General features: G+C 71.1%; 20 protein-coding genes. 11 read left to right on the top strand and 9 right to left on the bottom strand.

The features are described 5' to 3' along the window. Positions 1-62: 62 nt before the first annotated feature. Positions 63-605, bottom strand: coding sequence for a hypothetical protein (locus ACT3SP_RS08795; RefSeq protein WP_444586896.1), 543 nt, complete (start codon positions 603-605; stop codon positions 63-65). A 115-nt stretch (positions 606-720) separates the two neighbouring features. On the opposite strand from ACT3SP_RS08795, the gene ACT3SP_RS08790 reads away from it, so the two are divergent. Both ACT3SP_RS08790 and ACT3SP_RS08785 read left to right on the top strand, forming a co-directional pair. Next, positions 721-1,077, top strand: a complete 357-nt coding sequence (locus ACT3SP_RS08790; RefSeq protein ID WP_444586895.1) for a hypothetical protein — start codon at positions 721-723, stop codon at positions 1,075-1,077. Continuing rightward, the gene (locus ACT3SP_RS08785) at positions 1,074-2,132 is read left to right on the top strand and encodes a WXG100 family type VII secretion target (protein ID WP_444586894.1); all 1,059 of its coding nucleotides are present in this window, start codon (positions 1,074-1,076) and stop codon (positions 2,130-2,132) included. The genes ACT3SP_RS08790 and ACT3SP_RS08785 overlap by 4 nt, the downstream gene beginning before the upstream one ends. A gap of 67 nt (positions 2,133-2,199) precedes the next feature. Here ACT3SP_RS08785 and ACT3SP_RS08780 read toward each other — a convergent pair whose 3' ends face one another. The 4 genes from ACT3SP_RS08780 to ACT3SP_RS08765 all read right to left on the bottom strand — a co-directional run bounded on the left by ACT3SP_RS08780 (position 2,200) and on the right by ACT3SP_RS08765 (position 7,815). After that, the gene (locus ACT3SP_RS08780; protein ID WP_444586893.1) at positions 2,200-5,223 is read right to left on the bottom strand and encodes an exonuclease domain-containing protein; all 3,024 of its coding nucleotides are present in this window, start codon (positions 5,221-5,223) and stop codon (positions 2,200-2,202) included. 64 nt (positions 5,224-5,287) lie between these two features. Beyond that, positions 5,288-5,950, bottom strand: coding sequence for a YitT family protein (locus ACT3SP_RS08775; RefSeq protein WP_444586892.1), 663 nt, complete (start codon positions 5,948-5,950; stop codon positions 5,288-5,290). A gap of 219 nt (positions 5,951-6,169) precedes the next feature. Next, complete coding sequence (locus ACT3SP_RS08770; RefSeq protein ID WP_444586891.1) at positions 6,170-6,892, bottom strand: ABC transporter permease; 723 nt, start codon at positions 6,890-6,892, stop codon at positions 6,170-6,172. 35 nt (positions 6,893-6,927) lie between these two features. Further along, positions 6,928-7,815, bottom strand: a complete 888-nt coding sequence (locus ACT3SP_RS08765) for an ABC transporter ATP-binding protein (RefSeq protein WP_444586890.1) — start codon at positions 7,813-7,815, stop codon at positions 6,928-6,930. Between the two features lie 146 nt (positions 7,816-7,961). Here ACT3SP_RS08765 and ACT3SP_RS08760 point away from each other — a divergent pair, with 146 nt between their 5' ends. Next, complete coding sequence (locus ACT3SP_RS08760; protein WP_444586889.1) at positions 7,962-9,194, top strand: sensor histidine kinase; 1,233 nt, start codon at positions 7,962-7,964, stop codon at positions 9,192-9,194. After that, the gene (locus tag ACT3SP_RS08755) at positions 9,191-9,793 is read left to right on the top strand and encodes a response regulator transcription factor (RefSeq protein WP_444586888.1); all 603 of its coding nucleotides are present in this window, start codon (positions 9,191-9,193) and stop codon (positions 9,791-9,793) included. The genes ACT3SP_RS08760 and ACT3SP_RS08755 overlap by 4 nt, the downstream gene beginning before the upstream one ends. Positions 9,794-9,851: 58 nt before the next feature. Here the strand turns inward: ACT3SP_RS08755 and ACT3SP_RS08750 are convergent, their stop codons facing one another. Together ACT3SP_RS08750 and ACT3SP_RS08745 are read right to left on the bottom strand one after the other, a co-directional pair. Beyond that, positions 9,852-10,598, bottom strand: coding sequence for a helix-turn-helix domain-containing protein (locus tag ACT3SP_RS08750; RefSeq protein ID WP_444586887.1), 747 nt, complete (start codon positions 10,596-10,598; stop codon positions 9,852-9,854). Positions 10,599-10,618: 20 nt separating this feature from the next. Beyond that, positions 10,619-11,233 (bottom strand): hypothetical protein, encoded by a 615-nt coding sequence (locus ACT3SP_RS08745; protein WP_444586886.1) that lies wholly within the window; start codon positions 11,231-11,233, stop codon positions 10,619-10,621. A gap of 219 nt (positions 11,234-11,452) precedes the next feature. Here ACT3SP_RS08745 and ACT3SP_RS08740 point away from each other — a divergent pair, with 219 nt between their 5' ends. The 7 genes from ACT3SP_RS08740 to ACT3SP_RS08710 all read left to right on the top strand — a co-directional run bounded on the left by ACT3SP_RS08740 (position 11,453) and on the right by ACT3SP_RS08710 (position 19,810). Continuing rightward, the gene (locus ACT3SP_RS08740) at positions 11,453-13,162 is read left to right on the top strand and encodes an ABC-ATPase domain-containing protein (RefSeq protein WP_444586885.1); all 1,710 of its coding nucleotides are present in this window, start codon (positions 11,453-11,455) and stop codon (positions 13,160-13,162) included. An 82-nt stretch (positions 13,163-13,244) separates the two neighbouring features. Continuing rightward, positions 13,245-13,574: a DUF2975 domain-containing protein gene (locus tag ACT3SP_RS08735; protein ID WP_444586884.1), complete on the top strand. Its 330-nt coding sequence runs from the start codon at positions 13,245-13,247 to the stop codon at positions 13,572-13,574. A gap of 46 nt (positions 13,575-13,620) precedes the next feature. Beyond that, on the top strand, positions 13,621-14,325 hold the full coding sequence (locus tag ACT3SP_RS08730) for a GNAT family N-acetyltransferase (protein WP_444586883.1): 705 nt from the start codon (positions 13,621-13,623) through the stop codon (positions 14,323-14,325). A gap of 40 nt (positions 14,326-14,365) precedes the next feature. Further along, the gene (locus tag ACT3SP_RS08725) at positions 14,366-15,184 is read left to right on the top strand and encodes an alpha/beta fold hydrolase (RefSeq protein ID WP_444586882.1); all 819 of its coding nucleotides are present in this window, start codon (positions 14,366-14,368) and stop codon (positions 15,182-15,184) included. A gap of 133 nt (positions 15,185-15,317) precedes the next feature. After that, on the top strand, positions 15,318-16,079 hold the full coding sequence (locus ACT3SP_RS08720; protein WP_444586881.1) for a hypothetical protein: 762 nt from the start codon (positions 15,318-15,320) through the stop codon (positions 16,077-16,079). A 10-nt stretch (positions 16,080-16,089) separates the two neighbouring features. Next, positions 16,090-18,651 (top strand): AAA family ATPase, encoded by a 2,562-nt coding sequence (locus tag ACT3SP_RS08715; protein ID WP_444586880.1) that lies wholly within the window; start codon positions 16,090-16,092, stop codon positions 18,649-18,651. Continuing rightward, positions 18,629-19,810, top strand: coding sequence for an McrC family protein (locus tag ACT3SP_RS08710; protein WP_444586879.1), 1,182 nt, complete (start codon positions 18,629-18,631; stop codon positions 19,808-19,810). The genes ACT3SP_RS08715 and ACT3SP_RS08710 overlap by 23 nt, the downstream gene beginning before the upstream one ends. 16 nt (positions 19,811-19,826) lie before the next feature. On the opposite strand, the gene ACT3SP_RS08705 is transcribed toward ACT3SP_RS08710, so the two are convergent. After that, positions 19,827-20,279 (bottom strand): hypothetical protein, encoded by a 453-nt coding sequence (locus ACT3SP_RS08705; protein ID WP_444586878.1) that lies wholly within the window; start codon positions 20,277-20,279, stop codon positions 19,827-19,829. Between the two features lie 81 nt (positions 20,280-20,360). Continuing rightward, the gene (locus ACT3SP_RS08700) at positions 20,361-21,602 is read right to left on the bottom strand and encodes a hypothetical protein (protein ID WP_444586877.1); all 1,242 of its coding nucleotides are present in this window, start codon (positions 21,600-21,602) and stop codon (positions 20,361-20,363) included. Between the last annotated feature and the right edge of the window lie 51 nt (positions 21,603-21,653).

The following is a 21,653-nucleotide window of genomic DNA, read 5'->3' as shown; positions in this document are numbered from 1 at the left end:
GCGACGGGAACGAGATCCCGTCGGCCGTCTGCGAGTGACGGCGAGTCCGACCGCCCGGCCCCTCACCCCACCCGCACCACGATCTCCACCGGCTCCACGGGCGGTTCGAGCGTGCCGTGGGACTGGTCGCAGTCCTCGCTCACCTCACGCGTCCGCGTGCAGTACAGCACCCGCACCGTCGTCTCGCCCGCCTCGATCCCGCTGATCTCGATCGCGAACGCCTGCGTCCCGCCCTCGCCGTCCCCGGAGCCGTCGGGCCTCTCTCCCACGACGTCCTCTCCGATGGCGACGTCCGCCTCGGCGATCCCCGGGTCCTCCACCGAGACCACACCCCAGTAGTCGCCCACGCCGAGGGACCCCTCGGGCAGCGCGACCTGCACGCTCTCACCGACTCCGACCTCCGCCTCCGTCGTCCCCTCCGGCAGCAGGGTGCCCTCGCGCGGCGTGGCCTCCTCCTCGGAGGTGGGATCGGTGGGAGGCGGCGCCGGATCGCCGCTGTCCAGCAGCGAGCAGCCGGACAGCGTCAGCGCGGCGGCGGCGAGCAGGACCGCGGCAGATCTCCCGCGCACTCCGGCGGTGCGCCGTCCTCGTCGATGTCCGTGCATGCCGTCCCCCGTCCCCGTGGGGAGTCCTCCCCATTCCTCGTTGGCGAGAACGAATCTACTGTGTCGACCACGAGCGCGCGCCGCATCGGCGCGGCCCGAGCGAACAGGGGACGGCATGGACACCACCAGGACGCTGCGCATGGGCGCCATGGAGCGATGGGGGAGCGTGCGCATCGGCGTGATGTCCGCGGCGGACGAGCCCGGGTCGGAGAACGCCCGTCTGCGGGTGATGAGCCCCGCCGGATCGACCACCGTCCGGGTGCCGCTCGGACAGAGCGTCCGAGTCGACGGCGTCGGCACGGTGAGCCTGCATGCGCTGGACCTCCACCACCCCGGTGACGGCGATGATCCCGACGTGACCGGGCGCGGGAGCGTCGCGGTGTCCTTCGACGCCGATGCCGATGCCGATGCCGACGCCGACGCCGACGCCGACGCCGATGCCGCGGCCGAGCCCGGCGGTGAGGTGCGATGACCTTCCTGGGCGCGGACACCGATCAGGTGCGCGACCAGGGGGAGAGGACGAACGATGGCGCGGGACGGCTCGACGAGCTGATCTCCGCGCTGCGCGGCGCGATCGCCCGGACCACCTGGGAGGGCCCTGATGCCGTGTCCTTCCGGGACCGCGCCCAGGTCACCTTCGACGAGGCGACCGGCACCGGCGACGCGCTCCGGGCACGGGCGGACGAGCTGCGCGCCCACGCCGAGGAGCAGGACCAGGCCTCCGGCGACGGTCCCGGCAGCGGTGGACCGGGCGCGGAGGAGGAGGGCTCCGGGAAGAAGGTCGTCGACGACGGCGACGCGGAGGGCACGGAGCCGCTCGAGGAGGACATCCCGCTCGAGGGCGAGGACACGCAGCTGGAGAACACCGGGCAGGGCGGCATCGCGGACTGCTTCCTGCTGGCGACGGTCGGGACCATCGCCCAGCAGGATCCGGACTTCCTCGAGGAGCACATCGAGGAGGTGGAGGACGGCGTCTACCGGGTGACCCTGTACGACGAGGACGGGAACGAGATCCACTACATCGTCGAGAGCACTCCCGAGAACGGGGCGCGACTCGACGAGGACGGCGAGGCCGGCGGGCACTCCGTCTACAGCATCTACGAGCGCGCGTACCAGATGCACCTCGAATCGCTCGGCGAGGACGACCCCCTGAACTTCGGCAACCGTGTCGACGCGCTGCAGACGATCACCGGGCAGGAGGCCAGCTCGTACAGCGGTGAGGACACCCCGCCGATCGAGGACCTCCACCAGCTGCTCGGGAACGATCGTCCGGTCACCGCCGGCACCGGAGGCCAGAACGAGCCCGCCCATCCGGAGATCGCCGGCCAGCACGCCTACAAGGTCTCCGAGGTCGACGTCGAGGCGGGGACCGTCACCGTGGTCAACCCCTGGTTCGGCAACGAGAGCGTCACCATGACCTACGACGAGTACGTCGAGACCTTCACCTCCACGGCCGTGGGCCGCACCCAGCCCCCGTCGATGGGGGACCGGATCGGGGAGCTGTTCGACGGCACCGGGTCGTACTGACCGGCACGGCGGGCACTGCGCCCGCGGACCGGGCAGCAGTCGCGAGGCCCTGACGGCTGTACCGGCGTCACCCCACCCACGCCAGGAACTCCTCCGCGGTGAGCACCGGCTTCTCCCACCGCGCCGCGTTCTTCGCCTTGCTGGACTGCGACCCGGCCTCGGCGACCACGAGCACATCGGTCCGCGTCTTGGTGAGCGTCGGCACCGCCACCAGCCCGCGGGCCTCGGCCATGCGGTGCAGCTCCTCCTTCTCCAGCCATCCGTGCCGGAGCGAGTGGACGGTGCCGGAGAAGCACACCCGCGCCCCCGGGGTCAGCACCGAGGCGACGTCCACCGGCCCGTCGGCCTCGAAGCCGTCCGGCAGCACGCTCACCCCATAGTGCTGCTCGACCCCGCGCAGGCGCTCCACCACCTCCTGGTCGGGGGAGAGCACCCGCTGCCAGGTCCCCTCGAGCATGCGCGCGAGCACCGCGGCCGAGTCGTCCTCGGCGCCGAGGTTCCCGCCCACCACGAAGCCCGTCGGCTCCGTGGTCCCTGCGGTCCCGGTGGTACGGGCCAGCAGATAGCCGTGGCCCGCCACGACCTGCCGGAACGCCATCCCGGCCCCCGGCAGCTCCGCGCCCGCCGCCCGCCCCCGACGCACCGCGTCGCGCACGGCCCGGGCCCGCTCGAGCGCCGTCGGCGCCCGCAGCCGCGCCCGGTCCTCGGCGCTCAGGAGACTGTCCGGCACGTCGAGCCCGAGCGGCACCGGTTCCACGATCCCGTTGCGCTTGAGCTCGAAGTCGACGTGCGCGAGCTGCCGATCCACGAGCACACCCACCGGGACCCGTCCGGCGAGCAGGGAGCTGAGCGCCGGCCACGCCTCGGCCAGCAGCGGCGCGAGCTGCACGTCCCGCGTGGTGATCCCGAACTCGCTGCTCGCGGAGAACAGGTCGCTGGTGGGGTTGATGACGGTGCTGATCTCGTCCCCGTCGTCGGTCACCACCGCGATCTCCACCGGACGCGGCCGCCACCGGTCCCCGGTGGTGCCGACGGTGAGCACCGAGAGGTACGCCTCGCCGAGCGTCTCCGCCGCCGAGGCCCCGCTCGCCAGGTAGCGGCGCACCCGCTGATCGGTCTTCAGGTCCCGAGGGAGCACCTCCCGCTTCAGCACCAGGCCCTCGAGGCTCGTGCAGCGCGAGAGCGCCACGTACAGCTGCCCGTTGGCGAAGGTGCCGCCGGTGAGGTCCACGACCACCCGGTCCAGGGTCTGCCCCTGGGACTTGTGGATCGTGATCGCCCAGGCGAGCTTCATCGGCAGCTGCGTGAAGGCGCCCACCACCTCGTGCACGAGCGAGCCGCCCTGCACGCTGGGGCGGGTGATGTCCCAGGTGTGGCGGCGCACCTGCACCGTGCGTCCCTCGCGCAGGAGCACGGTGACCACCGGCCCGTCCGCGTCGGCGCCGATCGCGGTGACCCGGCCGAGGGTCCCGTTCACCCACCGGTTCGCGCCGTCGTTGGTCAGCATCATCACCTGCGCGCCCACGGCCAGGGACAGCGAGGGGTCGGTGGGCTGTTCGAACCCGTCGGTGTCCCCGCTGATCTGCGCGGTGAAGGTCTGCGGCGCCTCGGGGAGGCGTTCGAGCCTCTGCCGGTTGCGGGCGCCGACGATCCGGTTCGTGGTCGCGAGCGTCAACCAGAACTCGTCCAGGTCCGGCTCGAAGCCGGCATCGGTGCGACGGTTCAGCTCGGCGCGGGCGTCCTCGAGCAGCGTCCCCTCCCGCACCGCGTTCAGCAGGTGCACCAGGTGGTCGTCCCCGAGCTGGCGGAACACGGTGGACAGCTCCACCACCGGGAAGGTCGCCGCGTCGAAGGAGCGGGCGGAGAAGAAGAACGGGGTGCCGAAGCGCTCCTCGATCCATGCCGCCTCGTGATCGGTGACCACCGGCGGCAGCTGGTACAGATCCCCCACCAGCACCAGCTGCACCCCGCCGAAGGGCGTGCCCGGCCGCGGACCGAACCGCTCGAGCGCCGCGGTGAGCGCATCGAACAGGTCCGCCCGCACCATCGAGGCCTCGTCGACGATGAGGGTGTCGAGCTCCCTGAGCGCCTGCGCGAAGCGCCGCGGGTAGTAGTTCGCGCCGCGCACCATCTCCTCGCTCACGCCGATCGGGAAGGAGAACAGGCGGTGGATCGTGTACCCGTCCACGTTCAGCGCCGCGATCCCCGTGGGCGCGACCGTGATCGTGCGCCGCGCGGTGGACTCCAGGTAGTGGCGGATCAGCGTGGACTTGCCGGTGCCCGCCTTGCCGGTGAGGAACAGGGGGTGGCCGGCGTGGAGGTGGTCGAGCGCGGCCCGGAACTCCTCGGTGATGGTGATCCCGGCGGGGGCCGGGGCCGGAGCCGGGGCTGGGGCCGGGGTCGCGCCGGCGGGGACGGCGGGCTCCTCGGGCACCGGAACCGGCCTCGGCACCGCCGCGGTGCGCTCACCTGCCCGCAGCGCCCGCGTCGCGGTCAGCGGGGCGTCGTCGCCGGTCTGCCGATCCAGGGCGAGGTACCGCTGCAGCAGCCCTGCCGCCGCGCAGGCGTCCCCGAGCGCGGAGTGCGCGTTCTCGACCCGGACGCCGAGCGCGCCGCAGCACTCCTCGAGCGTGCGCCGCCGCAGGTGCGGGAGGTAGAGCGTGCTGCCCTGCAGGGTGCAGTAGGTGGTGACCTGCGGCATCGGCAGGGAGGCCCGCGCGAACTCCGCCTGCAGGAAGGCGAGGTCGAACTCGGCGTTGTGCGCCACGAGCACGAGGCCCTGCAGTGCGGTGCCGATCGGGAGCGCGAGGTCCGCGAAGCGCGGCGCGCCTGCGACGTCGGCGTCGGTGATCCCGTGGATGTGCGTGGCGCGCACCGGTCCGCCGGGATGGAATCGCGTGACCCACTGGTCCAGCGGACGGCCCTGCTCGTCGGTCCGCAGGATCGCGAGCTCGAGGATCCGATCCCGCTGCGGGTCCAGGCCCGTCGTCTCCACGTCGATCACCGCGAAGCGCGGGGTCCCCGACGGTGCGGGCGGCTGGTCCGCGGACGGCGCCGACGTGCGGCCGCGACGGCGATCGAGCAGTCCCACGGGGTCCTCTCCAGGCAGGGGCGATGAGCGCCTGATCATCGCAGGTGCCGGGGACGTTCGACCCTCACGCCCGATACCGCCCCGGCCGATGGTTCAGCGCGAGCACCACGTTCAGCACCACGCCGCCCAGCGCGGAGAGCAGCACCCGGGGCACGTCCAGCACCAGCAGCGACAGCAGGATCACCGTGACGTCCAGGGCCATCTGCACGTAGCCGGCCCGCAGCCCCGCCCGCTCCTGCAGGACCAGGGCGAGGATGTTGAAGCCGCCCAGGCTCGCTCCGTGGCGGAAGATGATCAGCAGCCCCACACCCACCAGCAGGTTGCCGCCGATCACCGCGTACAGCAGGGGGACGTCCTGGAGCGGCAGGTAGCGGGGGTGGAGGAGGCTGAATGCGGAGATCAGCCCCACGCACAGGGCGGTCTTGACCGTGAACATCGCTCCCTTCTTCCACCACGCCAGCACGAAGAACGGCAGGTTCACCGCCGCGAACAGCACCGCGAACGGGGTGGAGAGGGCATGGGTGAGCAGGAGCGCCAGGCCGGCGGTGCCGCCGGTGACCGCGCCCGCGCTCTGCAGCAGGTACAGCCCGAGCGAGGCGAGGAAGGTCCCGGTGAGCACCCCGAGCACGTCCTCGGTGGGGCGGTGGGGGATGACGGCGTCGATCGGGGCGTCGGCCGCCGTCTCCTCGCGGGGGACGGCGGCCGAGGGCTGGGGCTCATGCGGCATGGAGTCACTGTAAGGGCGGGGGAGCAGAGCGTCGCAGTCGGTCGCCGAGGTGGGAGGTGACGTGGTCGAGAGGATCTTCCCCGCGCGTGCTCGCTCGCGCCTGCGGTCACGACACCGACGCGCAGCCCGAGGGCGCCGGCCCCGCAGCGGCTGCGGCGAGGACCCGGCGCCCTCGGGAGAGCGGGCGGTGGGATGCGGCGATGTGTCGCGGGCCCCTGCTCAGTGCCGCGGCTCCCAGCGGAAGAACCGGTGGGCGAGCACGACCCCGACCACGACCCAGCCGAAGGTCGGCGGGAGCAGCAGCAGGTTGTCGACCAGGTCCGTGCCCCCGTTCCAGGCGTTGATGGTCAGCTCGGTCGCGGCGCCGCCGGGCAGCGCGCGTTTGAGCATGCCGAGCTCCTCGGTGCCGGTGAACCCGATCCAGAACGCCGCCGCGGAGGTGGCGAGCACCACCGGGAGCGTGGTGACCTGGGCATGCTCGAGGGAGGTGGTGAATCCGGCGGTGGCCAGGGCCAGTCCCACCATCATCGCCACGAGCGCCAGCCCGGAGACGATGAGCAGCGGGATCTGCGCCGGGGCGCCGGCGAGGAGGGCCAGCACCGTGAGCACCGCGGAGACCTGGACGATCCCGATCAGGGCGGGAGGCCCGACGATCCCGGCGAGGGCGGCGGCGTCGCTCACCGCGGTGGACCGCAGCCGCTTGAGGAAGAGGGTCTGACGCCGCGCGGCCAGGGTGGAGACCGCGGTGGAGTACAGGCCCATGCTGATGAGGATGATCATGAAGACGCCGGCGAGGAAGCCGATGCCGGTGGGGGCCTGGCTGAAGGTGTCGCGCTGGGCGATGAACAGCAGGCTGAGGCCCACGGGGATGATGGTCGCGCTGAAGAGCACGAGACGGTTGCGGAGGATCTGCTTCAGTTCGCTGCGAGCGATGTCGAACATGGTCGTGTCCTGTCGATCGGGTGGGTGAGCGGGGATCAGTCGCGCGAGACGGCGCGGAAGACGTCGTCGAGCCGGGTGGGCCCGGCGGCGAGCTCGTGCAGCACGGTGCCGTGGGTCTCGGCCCAGTTCAGCAGCGTGCGGAGGTCCTGCTGGAGGGCCTGGGTGCGGATCACCCGCGTGCCGGCGCCCGTCGCCGAGCTCTCGAGCGGCAGGTGGGCGAGGGCGGCGTCGTCGAGGCCGAACGTGATCGTGCCGGGGAGGGTGGCCGTCAGCTCGCCGACCGTGCCCTGCATGCGCAGGGTGCCCTCGTGCATCAGACCGATCCGGTCGGCCCTCTGCTGGGCCTCCTCGAGGTAGTGGGTGGTCAGCACGATCGTCGCCCCGTCCTCCCGGAGCCGGTCCACGGTGGACCACAGGTCGTCGCGCGACTGGATGTCGAGCCCGGTGGTGGGCTCGTCGAGGAAGATCAGCTCGGGCGAGCCGTAGACGGCCGTCGCGAAGTCCAGCCGGCGCTTCTCGCCGCCGGAGAGGGCGGCGACGCGGGTAGCGGCCTTCGCGGTGAGCCCGACGAGGTCGAGCACCCGCTCGGGCCGGTCCTCCCGGCCGGTGAGACTGCCGATGAGGGAGAGCGTCTCCAGCACGCCCAGGTCGGCGGCGAAGCCGCTCTCCTGCAGCATGATCCCGGTGCGGGGGCGCACGGCCTTGCGATGGCGGGGATCCTCGCCGAGGATCCGCACGGTGCCAGAGGTCGGGGCACGGTGCCCCTCGATGACCTCCAGGGTCGAGGTCTTGCCCGCGCCGTTGGTGCCCAGCAGGGCGTACAGCTCCCCGCGTCGCACCTCGAGGCTGAGGTCCTCGACCGCGCGGAAGGTTCCGTAGTCGATGGTGAGTCGGTCGACGTCGATGACAGTGGATGAGTTCATGTCGCCATTCCAGTCCTCCGCGGGCGTCGGCGGCAGTCGTGGAGTGTCAGCAGCGGTGGTGACATTCCGTCACTACCGGTGCGGGCGGGCGTCCGCGATGATGGATCGACGGGCCTGTCGTCGAACCGGAGCAGGGAGGTCAGCGGATGCCCTCGACCTCGACCGCCAAGTCCGCGCCCACCCCTGCCGCGATGCAGAGCTCCACGTCGGTCTCCATCGACGCGCGGCGGCGGCTGCACCGCACCACGGTGCTCACCACTGTCGTCGCGATCGCCCCGGTGACCCTCGCGGTTCTCGCGCTGACCTCGGGGAGCTGGCGCGAGACCCTCCTCTTCGGGATGGGGGTGCTGGTCACGTTCCTGGTGCTGCTGGAGTTCGACGCCGCCCGGCATCCCGTCTCCACGGCCCTCGCCGTCGCGTTCTCCTACCTGATCTGGGTGGTCTGCGCCGTGCTGGCCTTCAATCCGATGGCCTTCTTCGGCGCCGCGATCCTCAGCGGCGTGCTGCTCCCGCAGCTGCGCGGCCGGTACCTGCCGTGGATCCTCGCGATGGGCGCCGTGATCGCCGCGATCGGCGGCCTGTACTTCCTCACTGTGCCCGTGACCTGGGAGAATGCCGTGCGCTATGTGGTGATGCCCGGCGGGCTGAGCGTGTTCGTCGCTGCGGTGATCCTGCTGATCCAGGGCTACCGCAGCATCATCGACGATCTCGAGGTCGCCCAGGAGGCGGAGGCGGAGCTGGGCATCCTGCGCGAGCGGATGCGCTTCGCGAGCGATCTCCACGACATCCAGGGGCACACCCTGCACGTGGTGAACCTGAAGGTCGCGCTCGCCGAGGAGCTCGTGCAGCGCGATCCCGAGCGGGCGGTCGCCGAGCTGCGCGAGATCCACGCCCAGGTCGAGCAGACCATCCGGGAGACCCGGGACCTCGCCTACGCCCAGCGTCGCCTCAACGTGCGCGCCGAGCTGGAGAACGCCCGGAACCTCCTCGAGGCAGCCGGGGCCGCGGTGCGGATCTCCCGCCGCGGCGAGGCGGGGGAGGGGCGCGGGGAGCTGCTGGGCCAGGTGGTGCGCGAGGCGACCACGAACATCCTGCGCCATGCGCAGGCCTCCCGCGTCGCGATCACCCTCGACGCGTCCGGGGTGGAGATCCTCAACGACGGCGCGGCCGACGGGGAGCTGCCGACGCTGCGGGGCCTGGGGACCCTGCGCGAGCGGATCGCGGCCGAGGGCGGAGTGCTCACCGTCGAGCAGGCCGACGGCGAGTTCCGCACGGCCGCTCGCCTCGGCGATGCCGCACCGACCAGCAGCGACGCCGCGCCTGCTGGCAGCGGCGCCGCGCCGACCGGCGAGGACCCGCCCAGCCGGGGACGACGATGATCAGGATCGTGCTCGCCGACGACGAGGCCCTGCTGCGCTCGGCGCTGTCCGCCCTGCTGCCGATGAAGGCCGACATCGAGGTGATCGCCGAGGCGGCCGACGGGGCGGAGGCCGTCGAGGCCGTGCGCGAGCACCGGCCCGACGTGCTCGTCATCGACCTCGAGATGCCCGGCACCGACGGGCTCGCGGCCGTGGAGCGGATCCGCGCGGACCGCCCCGAGCAGGCGATCCTCATGCTCACCCGGCACGCGCGGCCCGGTGTGCTGCGCCGCGCCCTCAAGCTGGGAGTGCGCGGTTTCGTGAGCAAGTCCGCGCATCCGGCCGCGATCGCCGCGGTGATCGAGACCCTCCATGCGGGCAAGCGCTGGATCGACCCCGAGATCTCCGCGCTCGCGGTGCTCGACGACTCCCCGCTGACGGACCGGGAGCTCGACGTGCTGCGCGAGACCCTCGCCGGCTGCTCCGTGGCCGAGATCGCGGCCCGCCTCCATCTGGCCGAGGGCACCGTGCGCAACTACCTCTCCAACGCGATGCACAAGACGCAGACCCGGAACCGGAGGGAGGCCGCACGCTACGCCCGCGCCAGGGAATGGCTGTGAACGGCTCCGCCCGCGGCCCAGAGCCCGTGGGTGCCGGGAGCTCAAGGGTGTCGGGAGCTCACGGGCTCTCGGGAGCTCGGGGTGTGTCGACGGTCCCGTCCCGGCGGATCTCGTCGACCCGCTGCAACGCACGCAGCTGCGCGGGATTGAACAGCTCCGCGAACGCATGGCCGAGGACCTTGCGCGCCTCGTCCTCGCCCACGGGGGAGCCGGCGACCGGGTCCCGCAGGCGCGGCCGTTCCCGGTCGGCCTCGGCGACCGTGGCGGCCATCCGTCGGGCGAGCGCGTCGACGGTCTCCGCGTCGGCCGTCGCCGGGAGCGCCTCGAACTCCTCGTCGACGTCATTGCCTGCCGTGAGTCCCTCCCGGAACGCCGTCAGAGCGTCCGGGTCCATCACCGTCGAGAACAGCGTGAGCAGGGAGCGCTGCCGTTCGGAGAGGCCGCGGGAGAGCGCCTCGAAGCCCGAGGGGGTGTCGGCACGGGCGCGGTGCTCGCGGAGGAGGGCGAGCTCCGCCCGTGCCCGCGCGAGATCGCGCATCGAGGCCTCCAGCTCGGCGTCGACCTCCTCGAGCACGGCCGCGGAGTGCGCGTCGTCGCGCAGGATCGCCTCGATCCGGGTGAGCCGCACCCCGCGGTCGGCGAGGCGGCGGATCTGCAGCAGGCGCACCAGGTGCACGGCCGTGTACTCCTTGTACCCGTTCGAGCGGCGCTCCGGCTCCTCGAGCAGTCCCATCCGGTGGTAGTGACGCACGGTCGCGGTGGTGGTGCTCGCCAGGCGCGCCAGCTCGCTGGTGCTCCAGGACATCGCGCCCTCCGTCCTTCGCGTCACCGCAGCATAACGGGCACGAGATAGCGCAGGGTGAAGGCCTCGTAGAGGGCGCCGACGACCAGGAGCACGAGCGCGGCCAGGCCCAGCCGACCCAGCAGGCGCAGGCCCTGGCCGTAAGCCCGGACGCGAGAGGTCTCGCCCACGAACGCCGGGGTGATCCAGGCGCGGCCCAGCAGGTATACGCCGAGGACCAGCAGGATGTACGCCTGGAACTCGATCACCAGCGTGAGGGAGTGCGGGATCAGGACGATCCAGGTGCTCGGGTCGGTGGGGGCGAGGGTGACCCCGATGACCACCGCACGGCAGGCGAAGATCACGATCCCCGCGAACGGGATCACGAGCGAGGGCAGCACGATCGAGAACAGCCCCACGGTGATCGCGTTGACGCCGAGGATCGTCACGGCGAACAGCCACACGTTCGACAGCAGCCGCCCGACGAGATCGGCGGTGCCGTCCTCCTCGAGGGCGGTCGCCCTGCCCGCGGCGAGCTCGGGCACGGCGAGGCCGAGGGCGAAGCCCCCCAGCACGAGTCCGTACATGAGGAGATTGGCGAGGAGGTAGGCGCGCAGGTGGGTGCGGAGGATCTGCAGGGTGCTGCGGACGACGGGCATCAGGTGCTCCTGGGGCGGGGCTCGGGCTCTCCGGGCCGAGGTCCTCGATCACAGACCCTGCTCCTGGAGCAGGGTCAAGCACCTGTGCCGACGCTGTCGCGCCGGTCACGTCGGAGCGTCGCGCACAGGCCGCGCCACCGCTGCACAGTCCGGCGGCCGCACGCCCAGCGCCGTCTGGTGCCGACGACCGCGGCCGTGGCCCCTAGCATGGGCGCGACGATGACCACTGAGACTGACACTGCCACCCTGACCCGGATCCTCACCGCGATCGACGGCCGCGGCTACGGCTCGTACAAGCAGCTGAAGGGCTCCTACGACCTGGGGCCGTGCCGCCTGATCATCGACCACGTGCAGGTCGACCCCTTCGCCCCGCCGTCCCTGATGCGTCTGGTGGTCGACTGGGACGCCGCCGCCATCCCGCAGGATCACCTCGCAGACCGTCGCGGCATGGTCGCGACCACCGACTTCCTCGCCCGCGTCCTGGCCGAGGCCGCATCGTCGATCGACGGGAAGATCAGCATCGGCCGCCCAGGCCAGGAGATCCTCGAGCGCTCCACCGTCGCCGTGACCGACCAGGGGATCGAGGCGCGCCTCGCGGCCGAGCTGCCCGCCTCCGGTCGCCGCATCCGCGGCCGGCAGGCGAGCCGACTGCTCACCGAGGACCTGCCCCGCCTCGCCGAGGCCGCCCTGTTCCATCACCGCCTCGACGCGGAGGCCCTCCGCGCGCACGTCACCCTGCACCGCGACCAGGAGGCGCTGCGCGACCAGCTGGCCGGGCGGGGCCTGGTGGCCTTCGTGGGCGACGGTGCGATCCTGCCGCGCCGTGCCGGCGACTCCGACCTGCCGCTGACCGAGGGTGCCGTCCCCTTCGAGAGTCCCGCGTCGCTGCGCACCACCGTCGACCTGCCGAGCGGCCGGCGCGTGAGCGGGATGGGCGTCCCCGACGGGGTCACCGTCATCGTCGGCGGCGGGTACCACGGCAAGTCCACGCTGCTGCGCGCGATCGAGCGGGGCGTGTACCCGCACTGCGAGGGCGACGGCCGCGACTGGGTGATCGCCCGGCGCGACGTCGCCGCAGTCCGCGCCGAGGACGGCCGCTCCGTGGCCGGGGTCGACATCTCGCCGTTCATCAGCGGCCTGCCCTCGGGCACCGACACCCGCCGCTTCTCGACCACCAACGCCTCGGGCTCGACCTCGCAGGCCGCCTCCCTCGTCGAGGCCGTCGACGCCGGCACCTCGGCGCTGCTGATCGACGAGGACACCTCGGCGACCAACTTCATGATCCGCGACCAGCGCATGCGGGCCCTGATCCCGGCCGAACGCGAGCCCATCACCCCGTTCGTGGACCGCATCCGGCCGCTGTATGCCGAGCGAGGGGTCTCGACCGTGCTGGTCGCAGGCGGGTCCGGGGCGTTCTTCGACGTCGCCGACCACGTGATCGCGCTGGACGAGTACGTGCCCCGCGACGTCACCGAGCAGGCCCGCGCGCTCGCCGAGGTGGCGCCGCGGCCCGACGCCGCCGTGTTCGGCGAGCCGCGTGCCCGGATCCCGGCGCTCGGGACCCTGCGCCCGCCGGGGAAGCGGAAGCCCGCCACGGCGAAGGGCGGGGAGACCATCCGCCTCGGGCACGAGAACATCGACCTCGCCGCCGTGTCGCAGCTGGTCGACGCCGCGCAGACCCAGGCCATCGCCCACGCGCTCGACCGGTTGGCCGAGCTGACGGAGCAGACGGGGCAGACGAGGCAGACGGGGCAGGTGGGCCCGCTCGCCCTCGACGCCGCGATCAGCGCGCTGTTCGACCGTCTCGACGCCGAGGGCCTCGACGCGCTCTCCCCTCACCGCGGGCACCCCGGTCACCTCGCGCGGCCGCGGCCCCTCGAGGTCCACGCCGCAGTGAACCGCTACCGCGGACTCCACCTCGAGGGCTGACCGGCGACGAGCGGGCGGGCCCCGCGCGGCCCGCGCGGACATCTGCGTAGACTGGTTCGCCCCGATCTGGAGGAGAGGAACCATGCAGGACCGATCCACCACCCGCGCCACCCCATCCTCGCGGCCGACGGTGCGCGAGGAGCTGATCGGCCCTCCCCGCCCGAGCGGGAGAGCACACGTCAGCGTGATCGCCTTCGGGGTGCTGATGATCGCCTCGCTGGTGATCGATGCCGTCACGCCGGTCTCCCCGAATCCCGGTGCCACCCTGGTGTTCGCGGGCCTGATGTTCTTCATGGGTGTCGCCGAGCTCCTGGACCCCGGCAGGAAGCGTCTCGTCCTCGGCGTGCGCTTCGGCGGGATGGCCATCGCCCTGCTCGGACTCGTGATCCAGCTGGTCCCCGGCGTGGGCTGAGTCGTGAGGGCGCGGCGGAAGCACCTGCTTCGTCTACTCTCGATCTGTGTCCACGACCCTCGCTCCCGCATCTCTGCACGCGATACGCCGTGTCTGGGCCGAGCGATGGGGAACGACGGACGCCGTGCTGGCGCGCGGGGGTCGCTCGAGCGTCACCTGGGAGGCGATACCTGCCGCGTCCGTCGTGAGGATCGCAGGTGCGACCGTCGTCGGTGCTCCAGCCCCTGCCGCGGAGAAGCTCGCCGACCTCTCCTCCACATCGCTGCTCGATCCTGCACAGCTGGTGAGCGCCCTGGACGGTCTCGGCCCCACCCTGTTCGGCGCGGCCACGCTCTCCTATCTCGATGCCCGGACCTTCACCCCGTCGCTCTCGATGCAGGTGGACGTCGCGGAGCGGAAGGATCTCGAGCGCGTGCTCGCGGCGCTGCCGAGTGCGGACCGTGACGAATCGGGGTTGGCGGAGATGGAGCGATGGTGGGTCGTGAACGGGCCCGACGGCACGTCGAGGGCAGCCGCCGGCTACGAGACCTGGAACGGCGCGATCGCCCATGTCGGAGTCGCCGTCGTGCCCGAGGCACGGGGGAGGGGGAACGGGGCTGCCGCGGCCTCTGCCGCCGTCGCACATGCCCTGGGCAGCGGGCTCGTCGTCCAGTGGCGCAGCGGCGTCCGCAACCTCGCGTCCCGCCGGCTCGGCGAGCGGCTCGGCGCCGTGCCCCTCGGCGACCAGGTCACCGTGGATCTCTCGGTATGACCGGCCCTTCCGGGAGCGCCCCCGCTGCTGGCGTCGACGCATGGTGACCCGGGATCGTCGGCTGCAGCGACCGTCGGCCCAGATCGCTGTCGCGGACTCCGGCGGTGACGGCGTCGCCGTCCTGCTCACGCACGGTGCGGGCATGGACCACACGATGTTCGACGAGCAGGCCGTCGCGCTCACCGCCGAGGGGTACCGGGTCATCGTCTGGGATCTGCGCGGGCACGGCGCCTCGACTCTCGCCGACGGCGTCCGCTTCGCCGCGGCCGATGCGCTCGCCGACCTCGAGGCGCTGCTCGACCAGTGCGGTGTCCGTGAGGCGGTGCTGGTCGGGCACTCCCTGGGCGGGAACCTCGTGCAGGCCTTCGCGCGCGAGCACCCGCAGCGCGTGAGCGGCCTGATCGTGCTCGACGCGACCTGGAACGCCGGACCGCTCTCGATGCTCGAGCGGTTCGCGCTCCGACTCGCCGCCCCGATGCTGGCGCTCATCCCGTCGACGAGGCTCCCCCGCCTCATGGCCCGCGCCTCCGCCGTGACCCCGGAGGCGATCGCGCGGACCGAGGCGGTCTTCGCCCGCATGCCCAAGACCCGGTTCCTCGACGTGTGGCGCGCGACGGTCTCGATCCTCGACCCCGATCCCGGACATCGCTCGCCGGTGCCGCTCGCCCTCCTCCGCGGCGCGGAGGACCGCACCGGCAACATCGCCGCCGCCATGCCGCGCTGGGCCGAGGCCGAGGGCGTCACCGAGCACGTGATCCCGGGCGCGGGGCACATCGTCACCTGGGACGCCCCGGAGAGGACCTCGCAGCTCCTGCTCGCGATCCTCGAGGGGTGGGTCCGCGGACGGGCGAACGGGTAGCGGCACGCCCGAGATGCTCGAGGGAGAGGACGTTCGCCGACGTGCGAGGCGCAGCTCCTGCGAGCCGGGACCGCCCTCGCGCAGGACTCGGCCGCCGGTAAGAATTGTCGGCCTCCGATGGCACACTCAGCCTATGGAGAGCCCGAAGAAGCTCGACGCGAAGGCAGTCGTGAGCAATGCCTTCTCGAGTGCCGTCGAGAAGCAGTACCCCTTGGCGGCCGAGAACGTGGCGAGGCTTCGCCGGGTGCACCCGGACAAGACCCCCGGCGAGCTCGTCAGCTACCTGAACAAGGTCTACCTCGGGACCGTCACGACCACGGGTGCCGGAGCGGGCGCTGCGGCGATCGTTCCGAACGGCTGGGTGCAGCTGCCCGTCGCTGCAGTGGAGCTGGCTGCCTTCCTCGAGGCTTCCGTTCTCTACGCGCTGTCCGTCGCGGAGATCCACGGCGTGCACGCAGAAGATGTCGAGCGTCGGCGGCTCCTCGTCATGTCCGTGCTCGTGGGAGACGCGGCCGTCAAGAAGGCGGTGGAGCCCCTCCTGGGCCGGAGTGTCCCGTACTGGGGCAAGGCCATCGTGAACAGCATTCCGATGACCGCGATCAATCGCGCCAACAAAGTGCTCGGCCCGCGCTTCATCACGAAGTACGGCACGAAGCAGGGGGTCCTCGTGCTCGGCAAGCAGATGCCGATGCTCATCGGCGTCGGCATCGGCGCCGCCGGGAACGGAACTTTCGGCTGGTTCGTCATCAAGTCCGCCCGGAAGATCCTCGGGCCGCCCCCGCAGCAGTGGCCCGAGGACGGCAGAGCCGATCTCGCCGAAACGCCCTCCGCAGTAGCCGAGGTGCACGACGATGACGACATGATCAACGACGCCCTGGGAGGCCAGGGCGAATGAAGGAGCGCAGTTGAGCACCACCTGGGGCATCCACAACGACCAGATCCCGGCCTCGGACCTCGTCGCCGGTGGATTCATCTCCATCGGCTGGGACGAGATCCCCGACATCCGAGAGATCGGGAACGACCGAGCGGCGCTCAAAGCAGCTCTGGCGGAGCAGAACCCTGACGCCAAGCCCGGGGCGCTCCCCGTCTGGGCGGGTGTGCTGCGACGGTTCGCGTTCGAGATGGCGGACGGCGATCTCGTCGTGGCCCCCAGCAAGCAGAAGCCGGTCTTCAACATCGGTCGCGTCGCCGGACCTTACGAGCACCACCCGGAGCAGCCCGAGCACCAGCACCGCCGGCCCGTCGAATGGGTCGTCCTCGACGCACCGCGCCCCGCGTTCACGCAAGGAGCTCTCTACGAGCTGGGGTCGGCGATGACCCTCTTCCAGGTGTCGAACCACGCCGAGGAGTTCGAGCGTGCCGTCGCGGAGGGGATGCCAGCACTCCCACCTGCATCGGCCGCGCAGACACGGATGCGCTACGGGCTGATCGCGCGCACGATCCTCGAGATCCTCCGTGACCATGAGGTGGTGCCTCGTCGTGAAGTTCTCGAGGAGGTCCCCCGTCGCGTCGAGCTCACCGGCTTCGAGCTCGAGAAGACGAAGAACGGCAGACCTCGGTACCAGACGGCGATCGGCTGGGAATCCGTCAACTTGGTGGCGGCGCAGTGGATCGAGAAGACATCCGAGGGGTGGAGACTGACCGAGGAAGGTCGCCGGGTGCTGGAGAAGACCCCGGAGAACGTCGACCTCTCGCGCACCTCGAGCGCGATATATCAGCAGGTCCAGGAAGCAAGACGTGAGAAGACAGGACGCTTCAGGACCGACAGGTATCCGCTGATCGATGCTGCGGTCAGTCTGATCACCGAAGGGCAGTGGATCACCTACAGCGATGTCGCTGCCGTCGTCGGATCGAACGCGTCAGCAGTCGGCGAGTACCTGCACAGCGAGGCCATCGGTCTCGAGGGGAGCCACCGTGTCGTTCCTGCCGGTCAACCGCCGTCCCGCCCGGAGTCCCGCGACGCTCTCCAGGCCGAGGGAGTGCAGTTCGACGCGAAGGGCCGACCGGACCCGCGCCAGCAGGTTCGTGCCGAGGACCTGCGCGAGGAGATGGATCAGCTCGCCCTGCTGCCGGCAGTGCCGCGGCGGGCATGGATGGTGCGCGGCAGCAGTGTGAGCGGTAAGGATCTGGTTCCGGGGTGGATCGAGGGAGGTCAGGTGTCCCTGCCAGCGACGAACCTCCGCACCGTGTCCCCCGGAGCCACCCGCGACGATCTCAAGCTGATCGTCGAGGAGGACTACGCGCACGCGACCTACGACGTGAGAGTCGAGAAGCTCGACGACTTCCACGCCTTCCTCACCCGCATGCAGGACGGCCACCTCGTGGTCACGGTCGACGGCGGAAAGCTGTTCCTCGGGACGCTCACCGAGGACTTCCGGCGGAGCCAGGCATCGGCAGGCGGTTCCGTCCTGGTGCGGGGAGTGTCCTGGGCGGATGCGGACGGACTCGACCTCGACGACGTCCCGCCATCGCTCGCCACTCGCCTCAAGGTCCAGCGGGACGTCGTCGACCTGACCCAGCAGCTCGAGACGATCGAGGGTCTTCTCGACGCCGAGGAGGAGAAGACCCCACCTCCCGTCGTGGAGGAGCTGACTCTCCGCGATGCCAGTCCTGAGCTCGCTCAGGAGCTCCACGTCCCGCAGACCTGGCTCCAGGAGTGCATCGACCTGCTCGAGGACAGGCCCCAGCTCATCTTCTACGGGCCGCCCGGCACCGGGAAGACCTTCCTCGCACAGGCCGTCGCCAAGCACATCGCCGGCGAGAACGTGCGGCTCGTGCAGTTCCACCCGGCCTACTCGTACGAGGACTTCTTCGAGGGCTACCGACCGCAGGAGGGCGGCGGGTTCGCGCTCAAGCCGGGCCCGCTGCGGAAGGTGGTCTCGCAGGCCAAGGAGAACCCCCACGACGCCCACGTCCTGATCATCGACGAGATCAATCGCGGGAATCTCGCCAAGGTGTTCGGTGAGCTCTACTTCCTCCTCGAGTACCGCACCGAGAACGTCGAGCTGCTCTATGCCGACGAGGAGTTCAACCTCCCGGAGAACGTCTTCATCATCGGCACGATGAACACCGCGGACCGCTCGATCGCGCTCGTGGACGCGGCGATGAGACGGCGCTTCTCGTTCCTGCCGCTGCACCCGTCGGAGGAGCCGACCAACGGGATCCTTCGTTCATGGCTGAGTGCGGAGGGGCGTCCGCGCAGGGTTGCTGATCTGCTCGATGAGCTCAATCGCCGGATCGACGACCCCGATTTCAAGATCGGCCCCTCGTACTTCATGCGGTCTGCGGTGCACCGTGAAGGTGGTCTCGAGCGCACCTGGAGAACATCGATCCTGCCGCTGCTCGAGGAGCATCACTTCGGCGAGCTGGATGCGAGAGCCGTCAGATCCAGGTACGGACTGGAGGCGGTCTCCGCCACTGTGGACAGGACCGAGGATCCCACCGATGCGTCGACTCGAACTCACTGAGGGCGATCCGGCGCAGACGATCGAGCTCTCCGACGGGGAGGCGGAGGCTCTGGCCCTCGCGGACCTCGCCGTCATCACGCGCGCTCCCGGCGCGGCCGCGTGGTCGGTCGCCGCCGGTCGGAAGGTCGGCGTCGTCCAGGCCGGCGAGCTGCAGGTCATCGTGCGACCGAAGATCCCGGTGGAGCGGCTCGTGTTCCTCATGGGCTACGCCTCGGCGCCGACGTTCTGGCGGGACCACTCCGTCCGCCTCGACACCGAAGCGGATCTTCCCCAGGCTCTGGCCCGCACTTTCGTGCGGCTGGCGACGACGGCGATCGAACAGGGCCTCTTGCAGGGATACCAGCGCGTCGAGGACAGCCTGCCGGTGCTGCGCGGACGGATCCGGGTCACCGACCAGATCTCGCGACGTTTCGGTGCCGATCTCCCGCTGGAGGTCTCCTACGACGACTTCACCGTCGACATCGCCGAGAACCGCCTCCTGCGGGCTGCCTCGACGAGGCTGCTGCGGCTGCCGGGGCTCGACGTGCGCACCCGGCAAGGGCTGCAGCGTCTGCGGCTCCAACTGTCCGGTGTCTCCGAGGTCAGGCGGGGCGATGAGCTGCCACGATGGCAGCCGACGCGGCTCAACGCGCGGTACCAGCCATCGCTCCGGCTCGCCGAACGCATCCTCGCGGGAGAGTCCTTCGAGCAGCGACGGGGGCACCTGCGTGTCGACGGTTTCGTCTTCGACATGTGGAAGATCTACGAGGACTTCGTCGGCGTCGCCCTGAAGGAGGCGCTGGCCTCTCGGGGCTCCGCCACGCTGCAGCACCGGATGCACCTGGACCGCGCCCGGCGTGTCGATCTGCGGCCCGACTTCCTCTGGACATCCCACTCGGGCGACCAGGTCGTCGTCGACGCGAAGTACAAGGCAGAGAAGCCTGCCGGGTATCCGCAGGCGGACCTCTACCAGCTGCTCGCCTACTGCACCGTGCTGGGCCTGCGCGAAGGGCACCTGGTCTACGCCAAGGGGAACGAATCCGAGCTGACCCACGAGATTCGGGAAACGGACATCGTCATCCATTGCCACACCGTGGATCTCGACCAGGCGCCCTCCACGCTGCTCGGTCAGGTGCGCTCACTGGCACACCGGATCGCCTCGTTGCCGATCGGCAGCTGACGCGGAGCCGGGCGGGTCAGACCTTCTCCACGCCGCTCTCGGAGACCTCGACGACCGTCCCGCCCAGCTCGTCCTGCACGGCCTCGGCGAACTCGTGGTCCTCCTCGTCCGTGCCTTCCACCAGGAGCACCCACTTCCCGGACTGCACGGCGTACGCCTCGGTGCCTTCCTCGCCCAGGGCCTCGAGGAACTCCGAGCCCTTCACGTCGTGGGGCACCACTGCGGCGACGGAGAAGCTGTCGTCACCCAGCTGGCAGTCGCCCTCCACGGCGTCGAAGGCCGGGAAGCCATCGGTGACCTCCCCGTCCATGTAGGACTGGAAGTCGTCGGAGTCCACGGTGTCGCAGCCGATCTCCACACGGAGCTCCTCGTAGAGGTCGCGGGAGTCGTCGTAGGAGCTGCCGCAGCTGGCGAGGGTGAGTGCGGCGCCTGCTGCGAGGGCGGTGGTGAGGGCGTAGCGGGTCTTCATGGGGTTCTCCTGTTCGTGGGGAGTGCGAGTGGGGGAGGAGCTGTGGCGGGAGAGAGGTGGTGCGGTGGTCTGCGGCGTCATTCAGCCGCCGCCGCCGTCGGAGGGCTGTGCGCTCGGGGCCGCGTCATCCAGGGGGAACTCGACGGTCAGCTCCTCCAAGCTGAACTCGCGGTCGCCGGATCCGTCCATCTCATGGGTGTCCCGGGGCGCGTCGACCTCCACCGTGAACGTCCCGCTCATGCTGACCGTCGCCGCGCTGGTGTCCGCGGAGACCGCGGCGATGAGGGTGCGCTCTTGCGTGTTGCTGCTCGGGCTGAGGTTCAGCTTGTCGGCGTGCACCTCGTCGGTGGTGGTCTCATCGGCGACGGTCAGCGACGCGGTCGCGGAGAACGAGCCGGCTTTCACGAGCCCGGGGAGCGAGGTCTCGATCGTGGTCTCGCACTTCCAGGCCATCTCGAGCCATGCACCACCGGGCTCTGCCCAGCCGTTCCCCTCCGTCCAGGCCGTGAGCGTGAGGGTCGTGGCCTGGAAGGAGACGGTCGCGTCGATCTCGCTGTCCGCGTCGCCGCCGTACAGCACGGGGATGGGTTCGATAGAGACCGGGAACGTGTGGTGCGGCTCCTGCACGCGATCCTCCCGGTAATAGGCGGCAGCGATGTCATCCTCCTGCCGCTCCCCGGTGAGCAGATCGACCACCTGGTCGTGACCCTCGCTGGAGACGACGAGGGCGGCGGAGCCGTCCTCCGGCACGGAGACCAGGATCCGGCTGCTGTAGTCGCTGGTGATCTCGGCGAGGTGGCTCTGTGAGCCCCCTGCGCGGATCGAGATGTCGGTCGGCGGCAGTCCGTCCTCCGCTCCCCAGTCGTCCTCGCCGTCGTGGGTGAAGGAGAGGTCGATGGCGCGCAGCACCTCACCGTCGGCGGCCGCGAACTCGGCCTCCTCGCCGGCCTCGCCCGTCTCCGGGTCCAGTTCGACCGCCTCTGCCGACACCGAGGCGAGCGCCTGGAGGCCGTCGATGGTGAGTGTTCCCGTCGGAGTGATGACGGTGTTCTTCTCCGGCTGGAGGGTGTCCGAGACGGTGACGTCCTTGGTGAAGTCCTCGAGGATGAAGCCCGCATCGAGCCGGGGAAGGCCTGCTGTGGCGTCGGCCGCCGCGCCACCTCCGTCACTCGCGTCGCTCCCACCGCCGTCGCTCGCGCCGGACCCTCCGGCGTCCTCGAACTCGGCGGCATCCTCGGAGCCGCACGCGGCGAGTGCGAGAGCGCCGACGGCTGCAAGGCCGAAGGCGCGACGGCCGAAGCGTGCCGTCGTGGTGCTGTGCATGATGTTCCCCTTCCTCGGAATGTGCTGTCCCCTATGAGTCGCAGCGGATCG

The organism is Brachybacterium sp. AOP43-C2-M15 (assembly GCF_052446295.1).
Lineage (GTDB): Bacteria > Actinomycetota > Actinomycetes > Actinomycetales > Dermabacteraceae > Brachybacterium.
The sequence above is the reverse complement of the archived record's forward strand: the minus strand, read 5'-3'. Positions and strand labels throughout refer to the sequence as shown.